Annotated in this window: 17 protein-coding genes; 6 read left to right on the top strand and 11 right to left on the bottom strand. The window is 71.7% G+C overall.

The genetic code is table 11. The features are described from left to right. The first annotated feature begins 119 nt into the window (after nt 1-119). Nucleotides 120-959: a deoxyribonuclease IV gene (locus tag ACIBQ1_RS00570; protein ID WP_397273797.1), complete on the top strand. Its 840-nt coding sequence runs from the start codon at nt 120-122 to the stop codon at nt 957-959. A 371-nt stretch (nt 960-1330) separates the two neighbouring features. Here the strand turns inward: ACIBQ1_RS00570 and ACIBQ1_RS00565 are convergent, their stop codons facing one another. The 5 genes from ACIBQ1_RS00565 to ACIBQ1_RS00545 all read right to left on the bottom strand — a co-directional run bounded on the left by ACIBQ1_RS00565 (nt 1331) and on the right by ACIBQ1_RS00545 (nt 5767). Further along, nucleotides 1331-2821, bottom strand: a complete 1491-nt coding sequence (locus ACIBQ1_RS00565) for a cation acetate symporter (RefSeq protein ID WP_397273796.1) — start codon at nt 2819-2821, stop codon at nt 1331-1333. 40 nt (nt 2822-2861) lie between these two features. Then, a complete protein-coding gene (locus ACIBQ1_RS00560) occupies nt 2862-3155 on the bottom strand; it encodes a hypothetical protein (RefSeq protein ID WP_397273795.1) in 294 nt (97 codons plus the stop codon). Beyond that, nucleotides 3152-3892, bottom strand: coding sequence for a LytR/AlgR family response regulator transcription factor (locus ACIBQ1_RS00555; RefSeq protein ID WP_397273794.1), 741 nt, complete (start codon nt 3890-3892; stop codon nt 3152-3154). Before ACIBQ1_RS00555 ends, ACIBQ1_RS00560 begins: the two co-directional genes overlap by 4 nt. A 66-nt stretch (nt 3893-3958) precedes the next feature. Then, nucleotides 3959-5116: a sensor histidine kinase gene (locus ACIBQ1_RS00550; protein ID WP_397273793.1), complete on the bottom strand. Its 1158-nt coding sequence runs from the start codon at nt 5114-5116 to the stop codon at nt 3959-3961. Between the two features lie 54 nt (nt 5117-5170). Further along, nucleotides 5171-5767, bottom strand: a complete 597-nt coding sequence (locus tag ACIBQ1_RS00545; protein WP_397273792.1) for a molybdopterin-dependent oxidoreductase — start codon at nt 5765-5767, stop codon at nt 5171-5173. Between the two features lie 252 nt (nt 5768-6019). Here ACIBQ1_RS00545 and aroF point away from each other — a divergent pair, with 252 nt between their 5' ends. Both aroF and ACIBQ1_RS00535 read left to right on the top strand, forming a co-directional pair. Beyond that, nucleotides 6020-7051: a 3-deoxy-7-phosphoheptulonate synthase gene (gene aroF, locus ACIBQ1_RS00540; RefSeq protein ID WP_397273791.1), complete on the top strand. Its 1032-nt coding sequence runs from the start codon at nt 6020-6022 to the stop codon at nt 7049-7051. A gap of 152 nt (nt 7052-7203) precedes the next feature. Then, the gene (locus ACIBQ1_RS00535; RefSeq protein ID WP_397273790.1) at nt 7204-7491 is read left to right on the top strand and encodes a YiaA/YiaB family inner membrane protein; all 288 of its coding nucleotides are present in this window, start codon (nt 7204-7206) and stop codon (nt 7489-7491) included. Nucleotides 7492-7524: 33 nt separating this feature from the next. Here the strand turns inward: ACIBQ1_RS00535 and thiI are convergent, their stop codons facing one another. The 3 genes from thiI to macS form a co-directional block, all read right to left on the bottom strand. Then, on the bottom strand, nt 7525-8724 hold the full coding sequence (thiI, locus tag ACIBQ1_RS00530) for a tRNA uracil 4-sulfurtransferase ThiI (protein WP_397273789.1): 1200 nt from the start codon (nt 8722-8724) through the stop codon (nt 7525-7527). A gap of 63 nt (nt 8725-8787) precedes the next feature. Continuing rightward, the gene (locus ACIBQ1_RS00525) at nt 8788-9429 is read right to left on the bottom strand and encodes a response regulator (protein WP_397273788.1); all 642 of its coding nucleotides are present in this window, start codon (nt 9427-9429) and stop codon (nt 8788-8790) included. A gap of 9 nt (nt 9430-9438) precedes the next feature. Continuing rightward, entirely contained in the window at nt 9439-10620 is a 1182-nt protein-coding gene (gene macS / locus ACIBQ1_RS00520) for a MacS family sensor histidine kinase (protein WP_397273787.1), read from the bottom strand. A gap of 112 nt (nt 10621-10732) precedes the next feature. Between macS and ACIBQ1_RS00515 the strand changes: the two genes are divergently transcribed. Both ACIBQ1_RS00515 and ACIBQ1_RS00510 read left to right on the top strand, forming a co-directional pair. Further along, the gene (locus tag ACIBQ1_RS00515; protein ID WP_397273786.1) at nt 10733-11599 is read left to right on the top strand and encodes an MHYT domain-containing protein; all 867 of its coding nucleotides are present in this window, start codon (nt 10733-10735) and stop codon (nt 11597-11599) included. A gap of 122 nt (nt 11600-11721) precedes the next feature. Then, the gene (locus ACIBQ1_RS00510) at nt 11722-12483 is read left to right on the top strand and encodes an MHYT domain-containing protein (RefSeq protein ID WP_397273785.1); all 762 of its coding nucleotides are present in this window, start codon (nt 11722-11724) and stop codon (nt 12481-12483) included. 133 nt (nt 12484-12616) lie between these two features. Here the strand turns inward: ACIBQ1_RS00510 and ACIBQ1_RS00505 are convergent, their stop codons facing one another. Next, entirely contained in the window at nt 12617-13642 is a 1026-nt protein-coding gene (locus ACIBQ1_RS00505) for a 6-phosphofructokinase (RefSeq protein ID WP_397273784.1), read from the bottom strand. 111 nt (nt 13643-13753) lie between these two features. Between ACIBQ1_RS00505 and ACIBQ1_RS00500 the strand changes: the two genes are divergently transcribed. Further along, on the top strand, nt 13754-15238 hold the full coding sequence (locus ACIBQ1_RS00500) for an FGGY family carbohydrate kinase (protein ID WP_397273783.1): 1485 nt from the start codon (nt 13754-13756) through the stop codon (nt 15236-15238). Nucleotides 15239-15315: 77 nt separating this feature from the next. Here ACIBQ1_RS00500 and ACIBQ1_RS00495 read toward each other — a convergent pair whose 3' ends face one another. Then, nucleotides 15316-16665 (bottom strand): N,N-dimethylformamidase beta subunit family domain-containing protein, encoded by a 1350-nt coding sequence (locus tag ACIBQ1_RS00495; protein ID WP_397273782.1) that lies wholly within the window; start codon nt 16663-16665, stop codon nt 15316-15318. A 52-nt stretch (nt 16666-16717) separates the two neighbouring features. Next, nucleotides 16718-17620, bottom strand: a complete 903-nt coding sequence (locus ACIBQ1_RS00490) for a lactonase family protein (RefSeq protein WP_397273781.1) — start codon at nt 17618-17620, stop codon at nt 16718-16720. Nucleotides 17621-17653: the final 33 nt, after the last annotated feature.

Below are 17653 nucleotides of genomic sequence, written 5' to 3'. Positions count from 1 at the left end.
CCCAACCGGCCGCCTTCGCGGCCAGGACTTTTCGTGTCATCATCCAACCAGCGCGGCGACGCGCCCGGTCAGTACGGGCCGCCGGGTTGTCGTGGCGTGCGCCTACACTGAGACCCATCATGACCCCAACATCCCTGATCGGCGGGCACGTGCTCGTCACGGGCGGCCTGGCGACCGGCGGCCTGAAATACATGGCCGAGATCGGCGCCGAGATGATCCAGGTCTTCGTGACCAACCCACGCGGCTGGGCCCTGGCCGAGGGCAAACCCGCCGAGGACGCCAAGCTGGCCGAGTCGGGCGTCGACACGTTCGTCCACGTGCCCTATCTCGCCAACTTCGGCTCGCCCAGCCCGGAGACGCTGGCCAACTCCATCGCGCTGGTGCGCCACACGCTGCGGCGCGGCGCGGAGATCGGCGCCAAGGGGGTCGTGGTGCACACGGGCTCGGCGGTCACGCAGTCGCGCGACGACGCGCTGCGCCAGGTGCGCGAAAACCTGCTGCCGCTGCTGGAGGAGATCCCCGACGGCGGGCCCGACCTGCTGCTGGAGCCGATGGCCGGGCAGGGCGCCATGCTCTGCGCCACCGTCCAGGACATCGAGCCCTACCTGGCCGCGCTCGACTGGCACCCGCGCGCCGGCATCTGCCTCGACACGTGCCACGCCTACGCCGCCGGCCACGACCTCGCGGCGGCGGGCGGGGTGCAGGAGACGTTCGACGCCCTGCACGAGATCGCCCCCGGGCGGCTCAAGCTGATCCACGCCAACGACTCCAAGGACGTGTGCGGGGCCAAGAAGGACCGGCACGAGAACATCGGGGCCGGCCACATCGGTGCCCAGCCGTTCGCCGACCTCATGCGCCACCCCGCCATGGCGGGGGTGCCGATCTGCATCGAGACGCCGGGCAAGGCGCCCAAGCACGCCGAGGACATCGCCCTGCTGAAGAAGCTCCGCGACTCCTGACCCGCCGCCCCGGGCATCGTGACTCGGGGCATCGTGACTCGGGCATCGTGAAAAGGGCGCCTGCTCGCGCGATCCGGCCGCCCCCGAAGGGCCGAATCACGGGGCCGGCTGAGGGCCTCAGCAGGCGCCCCTTCACGTGACCGGCGTGGCGGGCCCCACCCCCGGATGGGGGCCCGGCAGCCGTGGTGACCTGCACGGTCACCGGTGAAGTCGGCGCATCAGGCCTGTCGTGAGCCCCCCGGCTCGTCCCCCCCGATGCGCCGGGTTGGCTTTCCGTTGCCGAAACACTACGGTCGCGATCTTGCGGGCGATACCCTGTTTTCGGACAGCTCGCTGAACGGTCCGTAGTCATCGACATACGGAGAGTGCTGTTACGATGAGCGGTCACCATGCTGCGACGAGCGGTAGCCCCGCGGGCCCGCGAGGTGCTCGGGCACGTGCATCCTGGCCATCATCCGCCCCACCCCGCGCGGCATCCGACCCGGCGTGACCAGGGAAATCATCACCATCGCGGCAAAGGCGACCGGCACGGCCACCGGCACGGGGCTGGACGTGAGCACGCCCATCTTCACGCCCGCCTGCTCCTCGATCACCAGGACCGCCGTCACGCCCCCGCCGAGCGCGAACCCGGCCGCCACCCCCGCGTCCGTCAGCCGCCGCCACCAGATCCCGAGCACCAGCAGCGGGCAGAGCGTGGCCGCCGAGAGGCTGAAGCCGAGCAGGACGAGCGCCACCGAGGCCTGCGGCCCGGTGACCGCCGTCAGGGCGAGCGCGGCCAGCAGCACCAGGCACACGGCCGCGCGGAAGGCGCGGACCCCGGCCCGGGTCAGGCACGCCGACACCGCTCCGCCGACCGACACCAGCACGCCCGCCGTGGTGGCCAGGAAGGCGGCGAACGCCCCGGCGGCCAGCGCCCCGGTGAGCACGTCCCCCACGACCCCTGGAAGCAGCCTGGCGGGCAGCAGCAGCACGATCTCGTCCGCCGCGCCCTCGCGCACGTGCGCGTGCCCCAGAATCCCGTACAGCGGCGGCACGACGCAGAACACCGCCAGCATGGCCTGCGCCGCCACGATCGACCGCCTGGCCCCGCGCCCGTCGCTGTTGGTGTAGACCCGGACGATCACGTGCGGCAGCCCCATCGTGCCCAGCGCGCAGGCCGCCAGCACGGTCAGCACGCCGGGCAGCGACGGGTCGCCCGTCCCCGCCAGCCCCGGCTCACCGGCCCGGTACGCCCCCTCCAGCCAGGTGACCGGCCGCGCGCCCGCCGCCCACCAGCACACCGCCCCCACCCCGACGAACACGACCAGCTTCAGCCAGAACTGCGCGGCCAGCACGCTCGTCACGCTCCCCAGCCCGCCCGCGCAGGCCACGACCAGCGCCGCCAAGGCGATGGCCGCCCACCCGAGCCACGGCGGGAGCCCGGTCAGCAGCCGCACCACCATCCCGGCCGCATGGAACTGCGCGACCATGAACGCCAGCCCGATCACGAGCACGATGAACGTGGCGAAGCGCCGCAGCCTGACCGATCTCAGCCGCCATTCGGCGAAGTCGGGCAGCGTGTACGTCCCCGAGCGCCGCAGGGGGGCGACGACCAGGGCGAGGATGACGACGAACCCGGCCGTCGCCCCCAGCGGATACCACAACATCGGCCCGCCCCGGGTGGCGATGAGCCCGGCCAGGCCCAGGCAGGCCGCGGCCGAGGTGGCCTCGGAGGCGATCGCGGCGCCGTTCCACCAGGGCGGGACGGCCCTGGCCGCCGCGGAGAAGTCGGAGACGCCGCTGGAGCGGCGTGGTCGCGCGGCGCCCACCATGACGCCCAGAACCAGCACGAAGGCGATCCCGGTCAGCACCGCGACGGTCATCTCTCCGCCCGTCCGAGCCGCCGCGCGCACCGCAGCCCGCTCACCTCTCCAGCCGCTCCGCGCGTCTCAGCTGCAGCACGGCCAGCACGACCCAGAGCCCCTGCACGGCCAGCGAGAACGCGAGCCAGGCCCAGGGCGCGGGCACCCACGCGGCGATCACCGGGACGCCCGCCAGCAGCGCCGCGACGGCGCCCACGGTCAGCAGCGCCTGCCGTAACTGCCGGCCCACGATCTCCGGCACGCCGGGCCCGCCCTCCTCGGGGTCGAACCGGTCGCGGGAGCGCCCGAGCGCGACCGGACTGCGGGAGACGGTCACCCGCCGCTCCGCGGTCACGAGATCACGCCCCTGTGGTGGCGTACGAGCTGCTCGCGCACCTGCCGGCTGTGCCGCCTGCTGACCTGCAGCGTCTCGGTGCCGACGGTGAGCGTCACCCGCCCGCCCTCGAAGCGCAGCTCGCTGACGTGCCGCCCGGAGACCAGCGTGCTGCGGTGGATGCGGATGAACCCGGCATCCGCCCAGCGCCGCTCCAGCGCGGCCAGCGACATGCGCACGAGGTAGCTGCCGTCCACGGTGTGCAGCCGCACGTAGTCGCCCTTGGCCTCGGCGAACCAGACGGCCTGCTGCGGCACGAACCGGGTGCGCCCGCCCAGCTCGACCGGGATCACCTCGTCCTGCCCCGGCTCGGGCACGGGCAGGGAGGTGGCCTCCAGCCGGCGCACGGCCTCGGCCAGGCGCTCGGCCCTGACCGGCTTGAGCAGGTAGTCGACGGCCTCCAGCTCGAACGCCTGCACCGCGCACTCCTCGTGCGCCGTCACGAACACCAGCCGGGGCGGGCTGGGGAACCCGCCGACCAGCCGGGCCAGGTCGAGCCCGTCGAGCCCGGGCATCCGGATGTCGAGGAACACCCCGTCGAGCCGCTCGCCCCCGCCGATCATCTGGACCATGTCCTGCAGCGCCGTGACGCCGTCGGCGGCGGTCGCGACGTGTTCGATCCTGTCGTCCTGGCGCAGCAGGTAGGCGAGCTCCTCCAGAGCGGGCACCTCGTCGTCGACGGCCAGGACTCTCAGCATGTCCTCCACGCTTCCGTATGAAAGCAAAGGTCACAAGCGACACGCCAGCGTAGTGTAATGAATTGGCTACAATGAGCAAGCCGATCTCTTGGGCACCCGCAGCCGCACCTTGGTGCCGGCGCCCAGCGCGGTCTCCACGACGAGCCCGTAGCCGTCGCCGTAGATCTGGCGCATCCGCAGGTCGACGTTGGCCAGCCCGATGCCGCTGCCCTCGCGGGCCGGGTCCTCGTCGAGCATCCGCCGCGCGCACTCGGGGTCCATGCCCGCGCCGTCGTCCTCGACCGTGATGTGCGCCTCCGGGCCCGCGTCGCGCACCACGACCCGCACCTCGCCCATGCCGCCGCGACCGCGCATGCCGTGCTTGATGGCGTTCTCGACGAGCGGCTGCAGGCACAGGAACGGCACGGGCACGGGCAGCACCTCGGGCGCCACCTGCATGCTGAAGCGCAGCTTGTCGCCGAAGCGGGCGCGTTCGAGCAGCAGGTAGCGGTCGACGCAGGTCAGCTCGTCGGCCAGGGTCGTGAAGTCGTGCGCCCGGCGCAGCGCGTACCGGGAGAAGTCGGCGAAGTCGAGCAGCAGCTCGCGGGCGCGTTTGGGGTTCGTGCGGACGAACGAGGCGATCGTCGTGAGCGCGTTGTAGACGAAGTGCGGTGAGATCTGCGCCCGCAGCGCGCGCATCTCCGCCTCCAGCGCGCGGCGCCGCGAGGCGTCCAGGTCGGCGAGCTCCAACTGGCCGGACACCCAGCGGGCGACCTCCGTGACGGTGCGCACGAGCGCGGCGCTCACCTCGCCGTCGAAGGCCGCCAGCGTGCCCACGACCGTGCCGTCCACCGTCAGCGGCACCACGACCGCGCCGTGCGGCTCGCCCGCGAACACCTGGGCCCGGCCCGCGGCCAGGGCGGCGCGGGCGTGGGTGAGCACGTCGTCGGTGCACGGCCCCTCCCAGGCCAGCGCGGCCTCGGTGGAGGTGATGGCGACGGCCTGCGTGCCGAGCAGCGTGCGCAGGTGCCGTACGGCCTTGCGGGCCGAGTCGCGGTCGAGCCCGCTCCGCAGGGCGGGGGCGGCCATCGCGGCGATGTGCAGCGTGGTGAACGTCGCCTCGTCCGATCTATGACCCTCCGGCAGCGCCTGACGACGCCACCGGGCGCGGGCGAGCCCGTAGCCGGCGACGAAGGCCAAGGAGGCCAGGGAGGAGGACAGCGCCACGCACGCGGTGGTCAGCACGGGGAAAACCGTAGCCAAAACAGAGCGTGTCCGGGGGAAAACCAGGAGTGAAGTCTAGGGGGGTCCCTCGCCGGGTTCTTCCTGGTAGGAGTAGCGCTGCTCGTGCCAGGGGTCGGCGAGGTTGTGGTAGCCGCGCTCCTCCCAGAAGCCCCGGCGATCTTCGGCCAGGTATTCGATGCCGCGCACCCATTTGACGCTCTTCCACGCGTACAGGTGGGGAACGACGATCCGCAGCGGGAAGCCCCGGTCGGGGCTGAGCGGCTTCTCGTCGAGCTCCATGGCGAACAGCGTGTCGGGGGCCGTGAAGTCGGACATGCGCAGGTTGGCGCTGTAGCCGTACTCGGCCCAGATCATCACGTGGCGCACGCCGGGCCCGGGCGGGGCGGCCTCCAGGATCGTGGCCGGGGTGACGCCGGACCACTCGTTGGCCATGAGCGAGAACTTGGTGACGCAGTGGAAGTCCGCGATGCGGGTGGCCCGCGGCAGCTCCTCGAAGTCGCCCCAGGAGAACTGGTGCTGCTCCCCGGAGGCGGTGGCGCCGAAGACGCGGAAGTCCCAGCTCTCCGGTTTGAACGTGGGCACCCTGCCGTAGTGGATCACGGGTCGGCCGCGCGGCACGTACTGGCCTGGAGGCAGGCGCGACTCCTCCACGATCACTCTCCTCACCTGACTCGCCGTCTGGGGCCATCCTGCCATCGGATCGATGCGGCTTCGCGAGCGGGTTCGGTGCGCTATCCTTTGGGCCTATGCGCAACGCGTTCCTGTTTTGGTATGGCGACGGACCCGAGTCCGTTCGCCATCTGACGCTGCGCTAGCAGACAGGCGAACGAAGGCCCCGGGTCCACCAGGACCCGGGGCCTTCTGTCGTTTCGGGCATCTTTTTCGGACAGAGGAGAAGCACAGATGGTGATCGTGATGGGCCCCGAGGCCACCGCGGACGATCTCTCGGCGATCGTGTCGGTCGTCCAGTCGGCCGGGGTCGAGGCTTTCGTCAGCAAGGGCGTGAAACGGACGATCGTCGGCCTGGTCGGCGACGTGACCCAGCTCGACCCGGTCGCGCTGCGCGGCATGGGCGGGGTGCGCGACGTCATGCGCGTGTCGACCCCGTACAAGCTGGTCAGCAGGGAGAACCATCCGGAACGCTCCACGGTCCACGTGGGCGGCGTGCCGATCGGCCCCGACACCGTGACGCTGATCGCGGGGCCGTGCGCGGTGGAGACGCACCAGCAGACGCTGGACGCGGCCAGGATGGCGCAGACGGCCGGGGCGGTGCTGCTGCGGGGCGGGGCCTTCAAGCCGCGCACCTCGCCGTACGCCTTCCAGGGGCTGGGCGAGCAGGGCCTGCGCATCCTGGCCGACGTGCGCGAGGAGACCGGGCTGCCGATCGTGACCGAGGTCGTGAACGCCCAGGACGTGGAACTGGTGGCCTCGTACGCCGACATGCTGCAGGTCGGCACCCGCAACATGCAGAACTTCGCGCTGCTGCAGGCGGTCGGGGCGGCGGGCCGGCCGGTGATGCTCAAGCGCGGCATGAACGCCACGATCGAGGAGTGGCTCATGGCCGCCGAGTACATCGCCCAGCGCGGCAACCTGGACATCGTGCTGTGCGAGCGGGGCATCAGGACGTTCGAGACGGCGACCCGCAACACGCTCGACGTCTCGGCCGTGCCGGTGGCGCAGCGCCTGTCGCACCTGCCGGTGATCATCGACCCGTCCCACTCGGGCGGCCGGCGCGACCTGGTGCTGCCGCTGACCCGCGCGGCCGTCGCGGTGGGCGCGGACGGCGTGATCATCGACGTGCACCCGCAGCCCGAGCAGGCGCTCTGCGACGGCCCGCAGGCCCTCCTCGACACCGACCTGGGCGAGCTGGCCCAGGTCATGAACGACTTCCCGGCGCTGCTCGGCAAGTCCGCCGCGGTCGCGGCCACCGTCTGACCTGCTGATCCGATGCCGTATCACTACCTGCCACGAGCGATCCCGCGCGTACGGCCGGCCGCCGCCACGAGCCGGGCGGCCGGCCGTACTCAGGAGTAACTTGAGTACGTGCCCCCATGCGGCGGCCTGCCGCGCGGCGTGACGATGGCCGCATGACAAAGCCCATCCAGCCCACGCAGACCACCGCGTTCTACGCCCAGGCGATCCTGTCGTTCGCCGTCTCGCTGTCCTCCGTGGTGATCGCCCTGGTCTACCTGCCCGTCGAGGGGTGGGTCAGGGCGTTCCTCGGGCTCGGCCTGCTGTACGTCGTCACCTCGACGGTCACGCTGTGCAAGGTCGTACGGGACCGGCAGGAGCAGTCGGAGGTCACCAAGCGCGTCGACCAGGCGCGGCTGGACAAGCTGCTGACCGAGCACGACCCGTTCAAGGTCGCCACCTGAGCGACGATCCGGGTGCGCCCCCGCGCGGGAGCGCTAGTCGAGGGTGTACTCCTGGATCGAGTCGGCGAGCTGGACGCAGAGCTCCTCGGCGTCGAGCCGCTTCTCGATCTGCTTCAGGTCCTCGATCTTGGCCCGCGTCTCGGCCCGCTTGGGCGCCAGCAGCGAGCAGCAGTCTTCGTCGGGCAGCTCGGAGATCTCCAGCGTGCCGATGCGCCGCGCCTCGGCCATGATCTCGGTCTTGTCCCAGCCCACCAGCGGCCGCAGGATCGGCAGCTCCACCGCGTTGTCCTGGGCGGTGATGTTGGTCAGGGTCTGGGAGGAGACCTGGCCGAGCGCGTCGCCGGTGACCAGCGCGGCGGCGTGGATGCGGTGGGCGACCTCCTCGGCCGTCTTGAGCATGAGCCGCCGCTGCGCGATCACGGCCAGGCGGTCCTGGCCGGAGGTGCGGATCGACTGCTGCGCCTTGCCGAACGGCACCACCCACAGCCGCGACCTGCCCTGGAACCGGTCGAGCTTCTTGACCAGCGCGTACGCCTTGTAGATCGACTCGGAGGTGGTGAACGGGATGCCGGAGAAGTGCAGGAAGTCGACGTGCAGGCCGCGCCGCATCATCCGGTAGGCCGCCACCGGCGAGTCGATGCCGCCCGACATGAGCGCCAGAGCCCGGCCGCTGCTGCCGACCGGCAGGCCGCCCTGGCCCGGGATGCCGCCGGTGAAGACGAACACCTCGTCCCTGTCGACCTCGATGGACACCGTCAGCTCGGGGTTCTTCAGATCGACCGGCAGGCCGTACTCGTCGTTGATCGCGCCGCCCACGAGGCGGTCGAGCTCGTTGGAGCGCAGGGGGAAGCGCTTGTCGCGGCGGCGGGAGCGGACGGCGAAGCGGGCGCCCCGCTTGGCCTCCTCGGTCTCGCCGACCAGCTCGAGACCGGCCTTCAGCACGGCGTCGGGGTCCTTGGCGACCCGCCAGGCCCGGTGGATCCAGACCAGCCCGGGGACGTCGGCGACCCGCTGGGCCACCGCCTCCGCCTGCTCGGCCGTGGCGCCCTCGGGCAGGAAGATCGCGATCACGCCGTGCCGCTTGCGCACGTCGAGCTTGAGGTCGAGCGACTTGAGCGCCTCACGGATGTTGCTGATCAGGCGGCGTTCGAACAGCTCGCGGTTCTTGCCCTTGAGGACGATCTCGCCCAGCTTGAGCAGAACGCACGGCTCGCCCAGGGCGGACATCGTCATGGTGGAACCTCCGGGAAGACGGGGAACGGCACGCGTCGAAGGGAACTTCGCGCCCCATCGAGTTTAGTCCGCGTCCAGCCCGTGCTCGATCGCATATCGCACCAGCTCCACCCGGCTGTGGAGCTGGAGCTTGCGCAGCGCGTTCTGGACGTGGTTCTGCACCGTGCGGTGGGAGAGCACGAGCCGCTCGGCGATCTGCCTGTAGGACAGGCCCTTGGCGACCAGCCTGAGCACCTCGGTCTCGCGCTCGGTCAGCCGCGGCCCCTCGGCGGGCGCCGGCTGCGCGGCCAGCCGCCGGTATTCGCCCAGCACGAGCCCGGCCAGGCCCGGGGTGAACACGGCGTCGCCGTCGGCGGTACGGCGTACCGCGTCGAGGAACTCCTCCCGGCTGGCCGATTTCACCAAATATCCTGACGCGCCTGCCTTGACTGCTTCCAGCACGTCGTCCTGCTCGGCGCTGGCCGACAGCACCAGCACCCTGGGCGGCGGCTCCACCGCGGCCAGCCTGACGGCCACCTCCGCGCCCGACATATCCGGTAACCGCAGGTCGAGCACCACGACGTCCGGCCGCACCGCCCCGGCCACCCGCACCGCCTGCCGCCCCTCCCCCACGGTGGCGACGACCTCGTACCCGGCTTCGGCGAGATCCCTGGCGACGCCGTCACGCCACATCGGATGGTCGTCCACCACCATCACCCGCACCATGTCGCAACTCTAACCGCGCCGCCCGGCCCCGCCCTCCGCCTGCGGCGACGCCGGGGCGGGCCCGGAATCAGGCCCGGAAACAGGCCCGGAAACAGGCACCGCGATCTCGACCTCCGTGCCCTCCCCCGCGCCGGAGGTGAAGGCGACCGTGCCGCCCAGGTCGGCGATCCGGCCGCGGATGGACTGGGCGACCCCCAGGCGGCCGGCCGCGGCGGCCTGGGCCAGGCGGCCCTCGGCGATACCCGGGCCCTCGTCCCGCACCGTCACCGTGATGACGCCGTCCGACGACTCGGCGAAGACCCACGCGCGGGCGCCGGGCCCGCAGTGGTCCCGTACGTTGTCCAGCGCCGCGCGGACGGCGGCGGCCGTCCCCGCGGCCACCGGCGCGGGCAGGATCATCGGCGTGGCGGGCGTGGAGACCGTCACCCCGGGCGAGGAGAGCGGCAGGAGGAGCGCGCGCAGGTCGGCCGAGCCCACGGGGACGGGGGCGGAGCCGGGGGCGACGAGCTGGCGGAGCACGGCCTCCTGCTCGCCGGCCAGCCGTCCCAGCTCCGCCGCCTCGCCGCCGATCTGCCGGCCGCGCCGCTGGACCAGGGCCAGAACTTGGAGCACCGAGTCGTGGATGTCGCGGGCCAGCCGCTCGCGTTCGCGCTGGGCGGCCTCCATCTCGATGGCGCGCTGCATGCGCTCCTCGGCCTGCCTGGCCAGCTGGGCCACGTGGCCGACCACGACACCCGCCAGGAAGAGCAGGACCGCGCCGTTGATCAGGATGGGCGCGTCCTCGGTGCGGACGCGCAGCCACAGATCGCCCGCCGCGACGACGGCCGCCGCGACCGCGCCCAGCCGCCTGCCCCCATGCACGGCCCAGGCCAGCACGGGACCGGCCACCCACGTGGCGGGCACGGGCATGGTGCCCGCCGCGCCTTGACCGGCGCCCTCGACGTATGGAGAGGCCAGCAGGCAGGCCATCGTGACCAGCAGGTCGATCGCCAGCAGCGGCCACCGGCGCAGCGACCGGGCCGAGTAGGCGGACGTCGCCCCCGCCGTCCACAGCGCCATCACCCCGATCACCAGCCAGCCGAGCACCGGCTGCTCGTAGCCGCGGTGCTGGGCCATCAGCGCGGCCGCGTACACCAGCGACGCCACCCGGAAGACCGCGATCGCGCGCCAGAACGGCCCCTCGATACTCATGAGCCCTTCTCATGTTCCGACTGGGAGGTTGACAGATAGTGGTGATATCTATGCGAATGGGACATGCCGGATGGCACAATCCGGGAACCCCTAAATACCAAGGAACCGATAGATGACCTCCGCTGTGAATCATTTCACCTACGGCCTGCTGACCCCCCTGCTCGCCTACGTGATGTCCTGCATCGGGTCCATGCTCGGTCTGCGGCTCACCGCCCAGGCGCACGCCTCGCGTGGCGGTTCCCGGGTGCGCTGGCTGCTGGGCGCGGCCATCTCGATCGGCGGCACCGGCATCTGGGTCATGCACTTCATCGCCATGATGGGCTTCGAGGTCGAAGGCACCCAGATCAAGTACGACGTGTGGCTCACCGTCGCCTCCGCGGTGGTGGCCATCGTGGTGGTGGGCACCGGCCTGCTGCTGGTCTCGTACGGTGGCGGCCGGGTCCCGGCGCTCCTCGGCGGCGGCCTGCTCACGGGCCTCGGCGTGGCCTCCATGCACTACCTGGGCATGTACGCGATGAACATGTCCGCCCACGTCTCCTATGACCGCATCACCGTGGCCGTCTCCGTGGCCATCGCCGTCGTGGCCGCGACCGTGGCGCTGTGGTTCACGCTGCGGGTCAAGAAGCCCGTCTGGATCACCCTCGCCGCCCTGGTCATGGGCGTGGCGGTCTCGGGCATGCACTACACCGGCATGTACGCGATGCACGTCACGATCGACGCCGAGCCCGGCATGGTCGGGGGCGCCGACGCGCTCGACTTCCTCGTGCCCCTCATGACCGTGATCAGCCTGATCACGCTGACCATGCTCCTCATGGTGATCCTCTCGCCCTCGGAGGAGGAGCTGCACGAGGACGCCGAACTGGTCGCCAAGCTGGAGCTGCGCCGGCGTACCACCCAGCAGCAGCAGCTCGTCTACCCCGCTCCGGCGATGCCGGTGCCGCAGCCGCGCCGCCAGGCCATGCAGAGCAGAAGAAGATAGTTGCGCGATCGGCGACTGCCTGTTCATACTCCCTTATCGGTGCGTAAGGGGTTGGGGTGGGGGTTGTGTCGCCGATCGATCATTTTTCCTATGGGCTCTTAACGCCCGTACTTGCTTACGTCATGTCCAGCGTGGGCTCCATGCTGGGCCTGCTGCTGACCTCGAGAGCCCGCCTCGCCGGTCGGCGCGAGGGCAGGTTATGGCTGGTGGGGGCCGCCTTCGCGATCGGCGGCACCGGCATCTGGACGATGCACTTCATCGCCATGCTCGGCTTCTCCGTGACCGGCTCGCCGATCCGCTACGACGTGCCGCTCACCGCCCTGTCCGCGTTCATCGCGGTCGTCGTCGTGGGGATGGGCCTGTTCCTGGTCTCCTACGGCGGCGAGCGGCCGGCCTCCCTGCTCGGCGGCGGCGTCCTGACCGGCCTCGGTGTGGCCGCCATGCACTACCTGGGCATGTACGCGATGAACATGTCCGCCCTCGTCTCCTACGACCCCGCGGTCGTCTCCGTGTCCGTGCTGATCGCGGTGGCGGCGGCGACGGTGGCGCTCTGGTTCACGGTGCGGGTCCGCGGCGCCCTCAAGATCGGCGGCGCGGCCCTCGTCATGGGCGTGGCGGTCTCGGGCATGCACTACACGGGGATGTACTCGATGTCGGTGGCCGTGCACCCCGACATGGCGCCCGTGGCCGGCGTCAAGGCCGTCGACCTGCTGCTGCCGCTGATCGTCGGCATCAGCGTGATCACCGTCGGGCTGCTGCTCGCCGTCATCCTCTCCCCCTCGGAGAAGGAGCTGCGCAGCGAGGCGGAGTACCGCGCGCGGCTGCGCGGGGAACACGACGAGGGCGCGCCGGAAGTGGATCTCTTCGGCACGCCCCGCGGTTGAGCTATCTGACAGGTACGGCTTGCGACGCGTGGTGGGCCGCCGACTCGCCGCGGCGCAAGCCGTACCCTGAGGCGGAGCTCCAGGACCCCGCTGGTTCAGAAGGTACGGCCGCGCGCTTGCAGGCGGCTTTCACTCAGCCGAAGAACACCTCCGCCTCGGAGTAGCGCGAGACGGGCACGGTCTTCAGCTCGGCCGTGGCCTCGTCGAGCCCGACGCGGACGATGTCGGTGCCGCGCAGCGCGACCATCTTGCCGTAGTCGCCCTCGTGGGCGGCGTCGATGGCCTGCAGCCCGAACCTGGTGGCCAGCACCCGGTCGTAGGCCGTCGGGGTGCCGCCGCGCTGGATGTGGCCGAGCACCGTGGTGCGGGCCTCCTTGCCGGTGCGCTTCTCGATCTCCTTGGCCAGCCTCTCGCCGATGCCGCCCAGCCGTACGTGCCCGAACGCGTCGAGCTCGCCCGTCTGCAGCTCCATCTGGCCCTCGACCGGGTGGGCGCCCTCGGCGACCACGATGATCGGCGAGTAGCGGGTGCGGAAGCGGGACTCGACGTACTCGCAGACCCGGTCGATGTCGAACGGCCGCTCCGGGATGAGGATGACGTTCGCGCCGCCCGCCATGCCCGCGTGGAGCGCGATCCAGCCCGCGTGGCGGCCCATGACCTCGCAGATGAGCGCCCGGTGGTGGGACTCGGCGGTGGTGTGGAGGCGGTCGATGGCCTCGGTCGCGATGTTGACGGCGGTGTCGAAGCCGAAGGTGTAGTCGGTGCCCGACAGGTCGTTGTCAATGGTCTTGGGGACGCCCACCACGTTGACGTGGCGGTCGTAGAGCTGCTTGGCGACGCCGAGCGTGTCCTCGCCGCCGATGGCGATCAAGGCGTCGACGCCGGTGGCGGCGAGGTTCTCCTTGATCCGGTCCACGCCGCCCTGGATCTTGATGGGGTTGGTGCGGGAAGAGCCCAGTATGGTTCCGCCGCGCGGCAGGATGCCCCGCACGGCCTGGATGTCGAGCGGCATCGTGTCGCCTTCAAGGGGGCCGCGCCAGCCGTCACGGAATCCGACGAACTCGTGGCCGTAGACGCTCACCCCCTTTCGCACCACTGCCCTGATCACGGCGTTGAGACCGGGGCAGTCGCCGCCCCCGGTCAGCACTCCAATACGCATGGCGGGTTCCTCCCGATGGGGGTCACCTTGATGTCAGACTCGCATTGTGCCCGTCGTCACGGGCAGTGGTCTAGACCAAACGCCAGGCTGCCCAGATTGCGGGGATATTTCGTGAGTGTTTTGGCCATTGACGCCGGGACGACAGGCGTGACCGCCCTCGTAGTCACTGAAAACGGGCAAATCGAGTCCAAAGGCTACGAGGAGTTCGCACAGCACTTTCCTTCCCCCGGATGGGTGGAGCACAATCCCGAAGAAATCTGGCAAGCCACACTCGCCGCGTGCGGCACCGCGCTGAGCGGGGCCTCCGGCTCCCCGTCCTGCGTCGGCATCACGAACCAGCGCGAGACCGCCGTGCTCTGGGACCGGCACACGCTGGCCGCGCCGTGCCGGGCCATCGTGTGGCAGGACCGTCGCACGGCCGGGATCTGCGACCGGCTGCGCGACGCCGGACACGAGCCGCGCGTGTCGGAGCTGACCGGGCTGCGGCTCGACCCGTACTTCACCGCGACGAAGCTCACCTGGCTCGCCGAGCACGACGAGAGCACGTGGGCGGGCGTCCGGTCCGGAAACGTCGCCCTGGGGACGGTGGACTCCTACCTCATCGCCAGGCTCACGGCGGGCGCGCGGCACGTGACCGACCCGTCCAACGCCTCGCGCACCCTCCTGTACGGCCTCGCGTCCGGCGGCTGGGAGCCGGAGCTGTGCGAGCTGTTCGGGGTGCCCATGGAGGCCCTGCCCGAGATCGTGCCCAACTACGGGCCGCTGGGGCACACGGAGCCGTCCGCGTTCCTCGGGCTGGAGCTGCCGATCAGCGGGGTGGCCGGCGACCAGCAGGCGGCGCTGTTCGGGCAGACGTGCTTCGACGTGGGGGACGTCAAATGCACGTACGGCACGGGGTCGTTCGTGCTGGCCAACCTCGGCGGGGAGATCGTCCGTTCGGACACCGGGCTGCTGACCACGGTGGCCTGGCAGAGGCCGTCGGGCGAGCGCACGTTCGCGCTGGAGGGGTCGATCTTCGTGACCGGGGCCGCCGTGCAGTGGCTGCGCGACGGGCTGGGGCTGATCGGCACGGCGCCGGAGTCGGAGGCCGTGGCGCGCACGGTGCCCGACAGCGGGGGCGTGGTGTTCGTACCGGCCCTGACGGGGCTCGGGGCGCCGCACTGGGAGCCGGGCGCGCGCGGGCTGATCACCGGCATCACGCGCGGCACGACGCGGGCGCACCTGGTCAGGGCCACGCTGGAGGCGATCGCGTTCGAGGTGCGGGACGTGGTGGAGGTGATGACCGGGGGCACCGTCCCGGTGCTCAAGGCCGACGGCGGGGCCAGCTCCAACGACCTGCTCATGCAGCTCCAGGCCGACCAGCTCGGCGCGGCGGTGGAGCGCCCGGCGATCCAGGAGACCACGGCGCTCGGAGCGGCCTTCCTGGCCGGTCTGGGCGCGGGCGTGTGGGCCTCGCGGACCGAGCTGCGCCATACGTGGCACCTCGAACGCCGCTTCGAGCCCGGCGCCCGGGACGACGCCTCCTACGAACGCTGGCGCGCGGCCGTCGGCCTGGCCTCCCGAGGGGCGAGCGACCCCCGGCTGTCCCGGGCGTGACCAAGGAGCCCGCCGAGCGCGAGGTCGTCCGGACGCTCGACGAGGTCCTGCGGGAGACCATGGCCTGACCGGCCACGTCAGTGAGCGCCCGCCGGCCCCTGGGCGAAGCGGGTCAGGAGGTTGGTCGTCGCGCGGCGGGTGAAGGCGGCGGCGCGGTCGGTGACGCCGTGGCCGCACCGCCGTCCCCGCATCGCGCACACCCAGCGCATCGTCCCCGACGCGAACACCCCCGCCCCGCTGGGGGCCACGTAGTACGTGCTGTCGGAGTGGGTCGCCCGCCCGCCGCCGCAGGAGTACGGCGACTGCGCCAGCACCCGGACGTTCCCTGGCGATCCCCGCGACACCTTGTCGGACTCCACGCCGACCATCCCCGGGAACCGCCTCCCTTTGGTCCCGGCGAAGATCCAGTGGTGCGGCCGCGTCACCCGGTAGGCGCCCTCCGCGGGGAAGCAGTCGTACATCTGCCCCACCAGCGAGCTCTCCGGCCTGGAGTCGCGCCACAGCCGGCACAGCCGCTCCTTGTCGCAGGCGACCGTCCTGCCGTGCACCGCGATCCGCCAGTAGACGGCGTTGGCGCCGAGGAAGGCCAGGTTCGTGCCGGTGTCCCTGGCCGCGGTGACGACCGCGCGCATGCGGGGCGACCAGTACTCGTCGTGCCCGAGCGACACCACCGCCCGGGCGCGATCGAGCACGCCGGGCTTGAGGTCCAGGTTCGTCAGGTACGCCAGCGGCACGTGGCTCTGCTCGGCCACGGCCAGCGCCTCGTTCTCGAAGTCCAGGAAGAGCCGGGCGCCGAGGTCGTCGTACGGGCGGTCGAAGGTTACTGCGCGGGAGCGGCCGGCGAACCCGCCCGGACCCATGTAGAGGCTGCGGCCGCCCCACCGGTTGTACGCCTGCCAGGTGGTGACCGCGTTCACCATCACCACCCGGCCGGCGGTGGAGGCCGAGCGCACGGTGATCGGGACGTACCGCTGGGCGCCGGTCGAGGCGTCGAGCCTGATCAGGTACGCGCCCTCGGGCCAGCCCGCGGTGTCCACGCTGAGCGAGGGCCGCCAGTGGGCCGCGGTCACCGTGCCGTCCACGAGCCTCATCGGCTCCTGCCGCACGCCACGGACGGCGGGCGACTCCCACACCTTGACCGGGTTCGCGCCCATGCGGAAGGCACGCGCGGAGAAGCGCGGAGCGGTCGTCGAGACGCGCAGCCCGAAGCGCCCGCCCGGCAGGACGCTCACCTGATCCGCGTAGCCCTCGATCTCGTGCTCCGCGCCGCGCCGGGTCATGTGCCATGACTCCTGCACCTCCGCGTCGGGCGGCGGCGTCCTGACCGGCTCGGGGCGCTGGACGGGCTGGGGCGCCGGGGCCGGGGGCGAAGCGCCGCACCCGGCGACGACGACCAGCGACAGCAGCATGACGAGGATCTTTCGCACGCGTCCATGGTCATGACCGAACGACCCGATGAGCCGTGACTTGGCGAACTCCTTACATGATCAGCACACAGCCCGGGCTTTCGGCCTCGTACACCTCTCCCGTGGGCTCGGGCACGCCGTCCTTCAGCTGGAAGGCGGTGACGGTGTCCGAATGCTGGCCGGCCACGTACATCGTGGTCCCGTCGATGGCGAAGTGCCTGGGCCACTCGCCGCCCGCCGGCACCTCGGCCACGTACGACAGGTCGTCAGCGCGCAGCACGGTGATCGTGTCGGGGCCGCGGTTGGCGACGTACACGAGGTCGCCGTCGAGCTGGAGGTGGGACGGGAAGCCGGTGCCCGGCTCGCGCGAGGCGGGGACGACCGTGTGGCGCCCGTCCTCGATGAGGGTGACGGTGCCGGCGAGCTCGCCCGCCACGTAGAGGCGCGATCCGGAGAAGGCGAAGTGGCGCGGGCCCGTGCCGGGCTGGAGCTTGATCGACTCCAGGGCGGTGCCGTCGTAGCGGTAGCGGCGGATCTCGTCGGTGCCGAGGTCGGAGACGTGCAGGATCCCGTCGTGGAAGACGGCCTGGTGGGCGTGCGGGCCCTCCTGGCGCTCCGCGTTCGGGCCGGAGCCCTGGTGGCGCAGCACGATCGGCTCGCCGTCGAACGCGCCGCGGGCGTCGAGGCGGTAGATCACGGCGACGCCGTCGCCGTAGTTGGCCGCCGCGAGCACGCTGCCCGTCGGGTCCACGGCGACGTGGCAGGGCAGCGAGCCCTCGCTCGGCCTCTCGTCCAGCGGGGCGAGGGTCTCGCCGGCCTCCAACGCGGTGAGCCAGCCGCGTTCGAGCTCGCCCGCCGCGTACAGCACCGGCAGGGTGGGATGGGCGGCCAGGAACGACGGCGAGGCCAATCTGGTGAGCCCGCCACCGACCGTGACGATGCCGGGGCCGTATCCGCCTATGTAGACGCGCTTCACAACAGAGTTCCTCTCATGGTTGACTTAGGCAAT

Source organism: Nonomuraea sp. NPDC050153 (assembly GCF_044460125.1).
In the GTDB taxonomy this organism is placed as follows: Bacteria; Actinomycetota; Actinomycetes; order Streptosporangiales; family Streptosporangiaceae; genus Nonomuraea.
This window is presented reverse-complemented; position numbering and strand designations above follow the sequence as displayed.

Bases quoted from the DNA above. Each gene is read 5' to 3' on its own strand.
- ACIBQ1_RS00570 (WP_397273797.1), top strand. From the start codon at position 120: ATGACCCCAACATCCCTGATCGGCGGGCACGTGCTCGTCACGGGCGGC.
- ACIBQ1_RS00565 (WP_397273796.1), bottom strand. From the start codon at position 2,821: ATGACCGTCGCGGTGCTGACCGGGATCGCCTTCGTGCTGGTTCTGGGC.
- ACIBQ1_RS00555 (WP_397273794.1), bottom strand. From the start codon at position 3,892: ATGCTGAGAGTCCTGGCCGTCGACGACGAGGTGCCCGCTCTGGAGGAG.
- aroF (WP_397273791.1), top strand. From the start codon at position 6,020: ATGGTGATCGTGATGGGCCCCGAGGCCACCGCGGACGATCTCTCGGCG.
- ACIBQ1_RS00535 (WP_397273790.1), top strand. From the start codon at position 7,204: ATGACAAAGCCCATCCAGCCCACGCAGACCACCGCGTTCTACGCCCAG.
- thiI (WP_397273789.1), bottom strand. From the start codon at position 8,724: ATGACGATGTCCGCCCTGGGCGAGCCGTGCGTTCTGCTCAAGCTGGGC.
- ACIBQ1_RS00525 (WP_397273788.1), bottom strand. From the start codon at position 9,429: ATGGTGCGGGTGATGGTGGTGGACGACCATCCGATGTGGCGTGACGGC.
- macS (WP_397273787.1), bottom strand. From the start codon at position 10,620: ATGAGTATCGAGGGGCCGTTCTGGCGCGCGATCGCGGTCTTCCGGGTG.
- ACIBQ1_RS00515 (WP_397273786.1), top strand. From the start codon at position 10,733: ATGACCTCCGCTGTGAATCATTTCACCTACGGCCTGCTGACCCCCCTG.
- ACIBQ1_RS00510 (WP_397273785.1), top strand. From the start codon at position 11,722: ATGTCCAGCGTGGGCTCCATGCTGGGCCTGCTGCTGACCTCGAGAGCC.
- ACIBQ1_RS00505 (WP_397273784.1), bottom strand. From the start codon at position 13,642: ATGCGTATTGGAGTGCTGACCGGGGGCGGCGACTGCCCCGGTCTCAAC.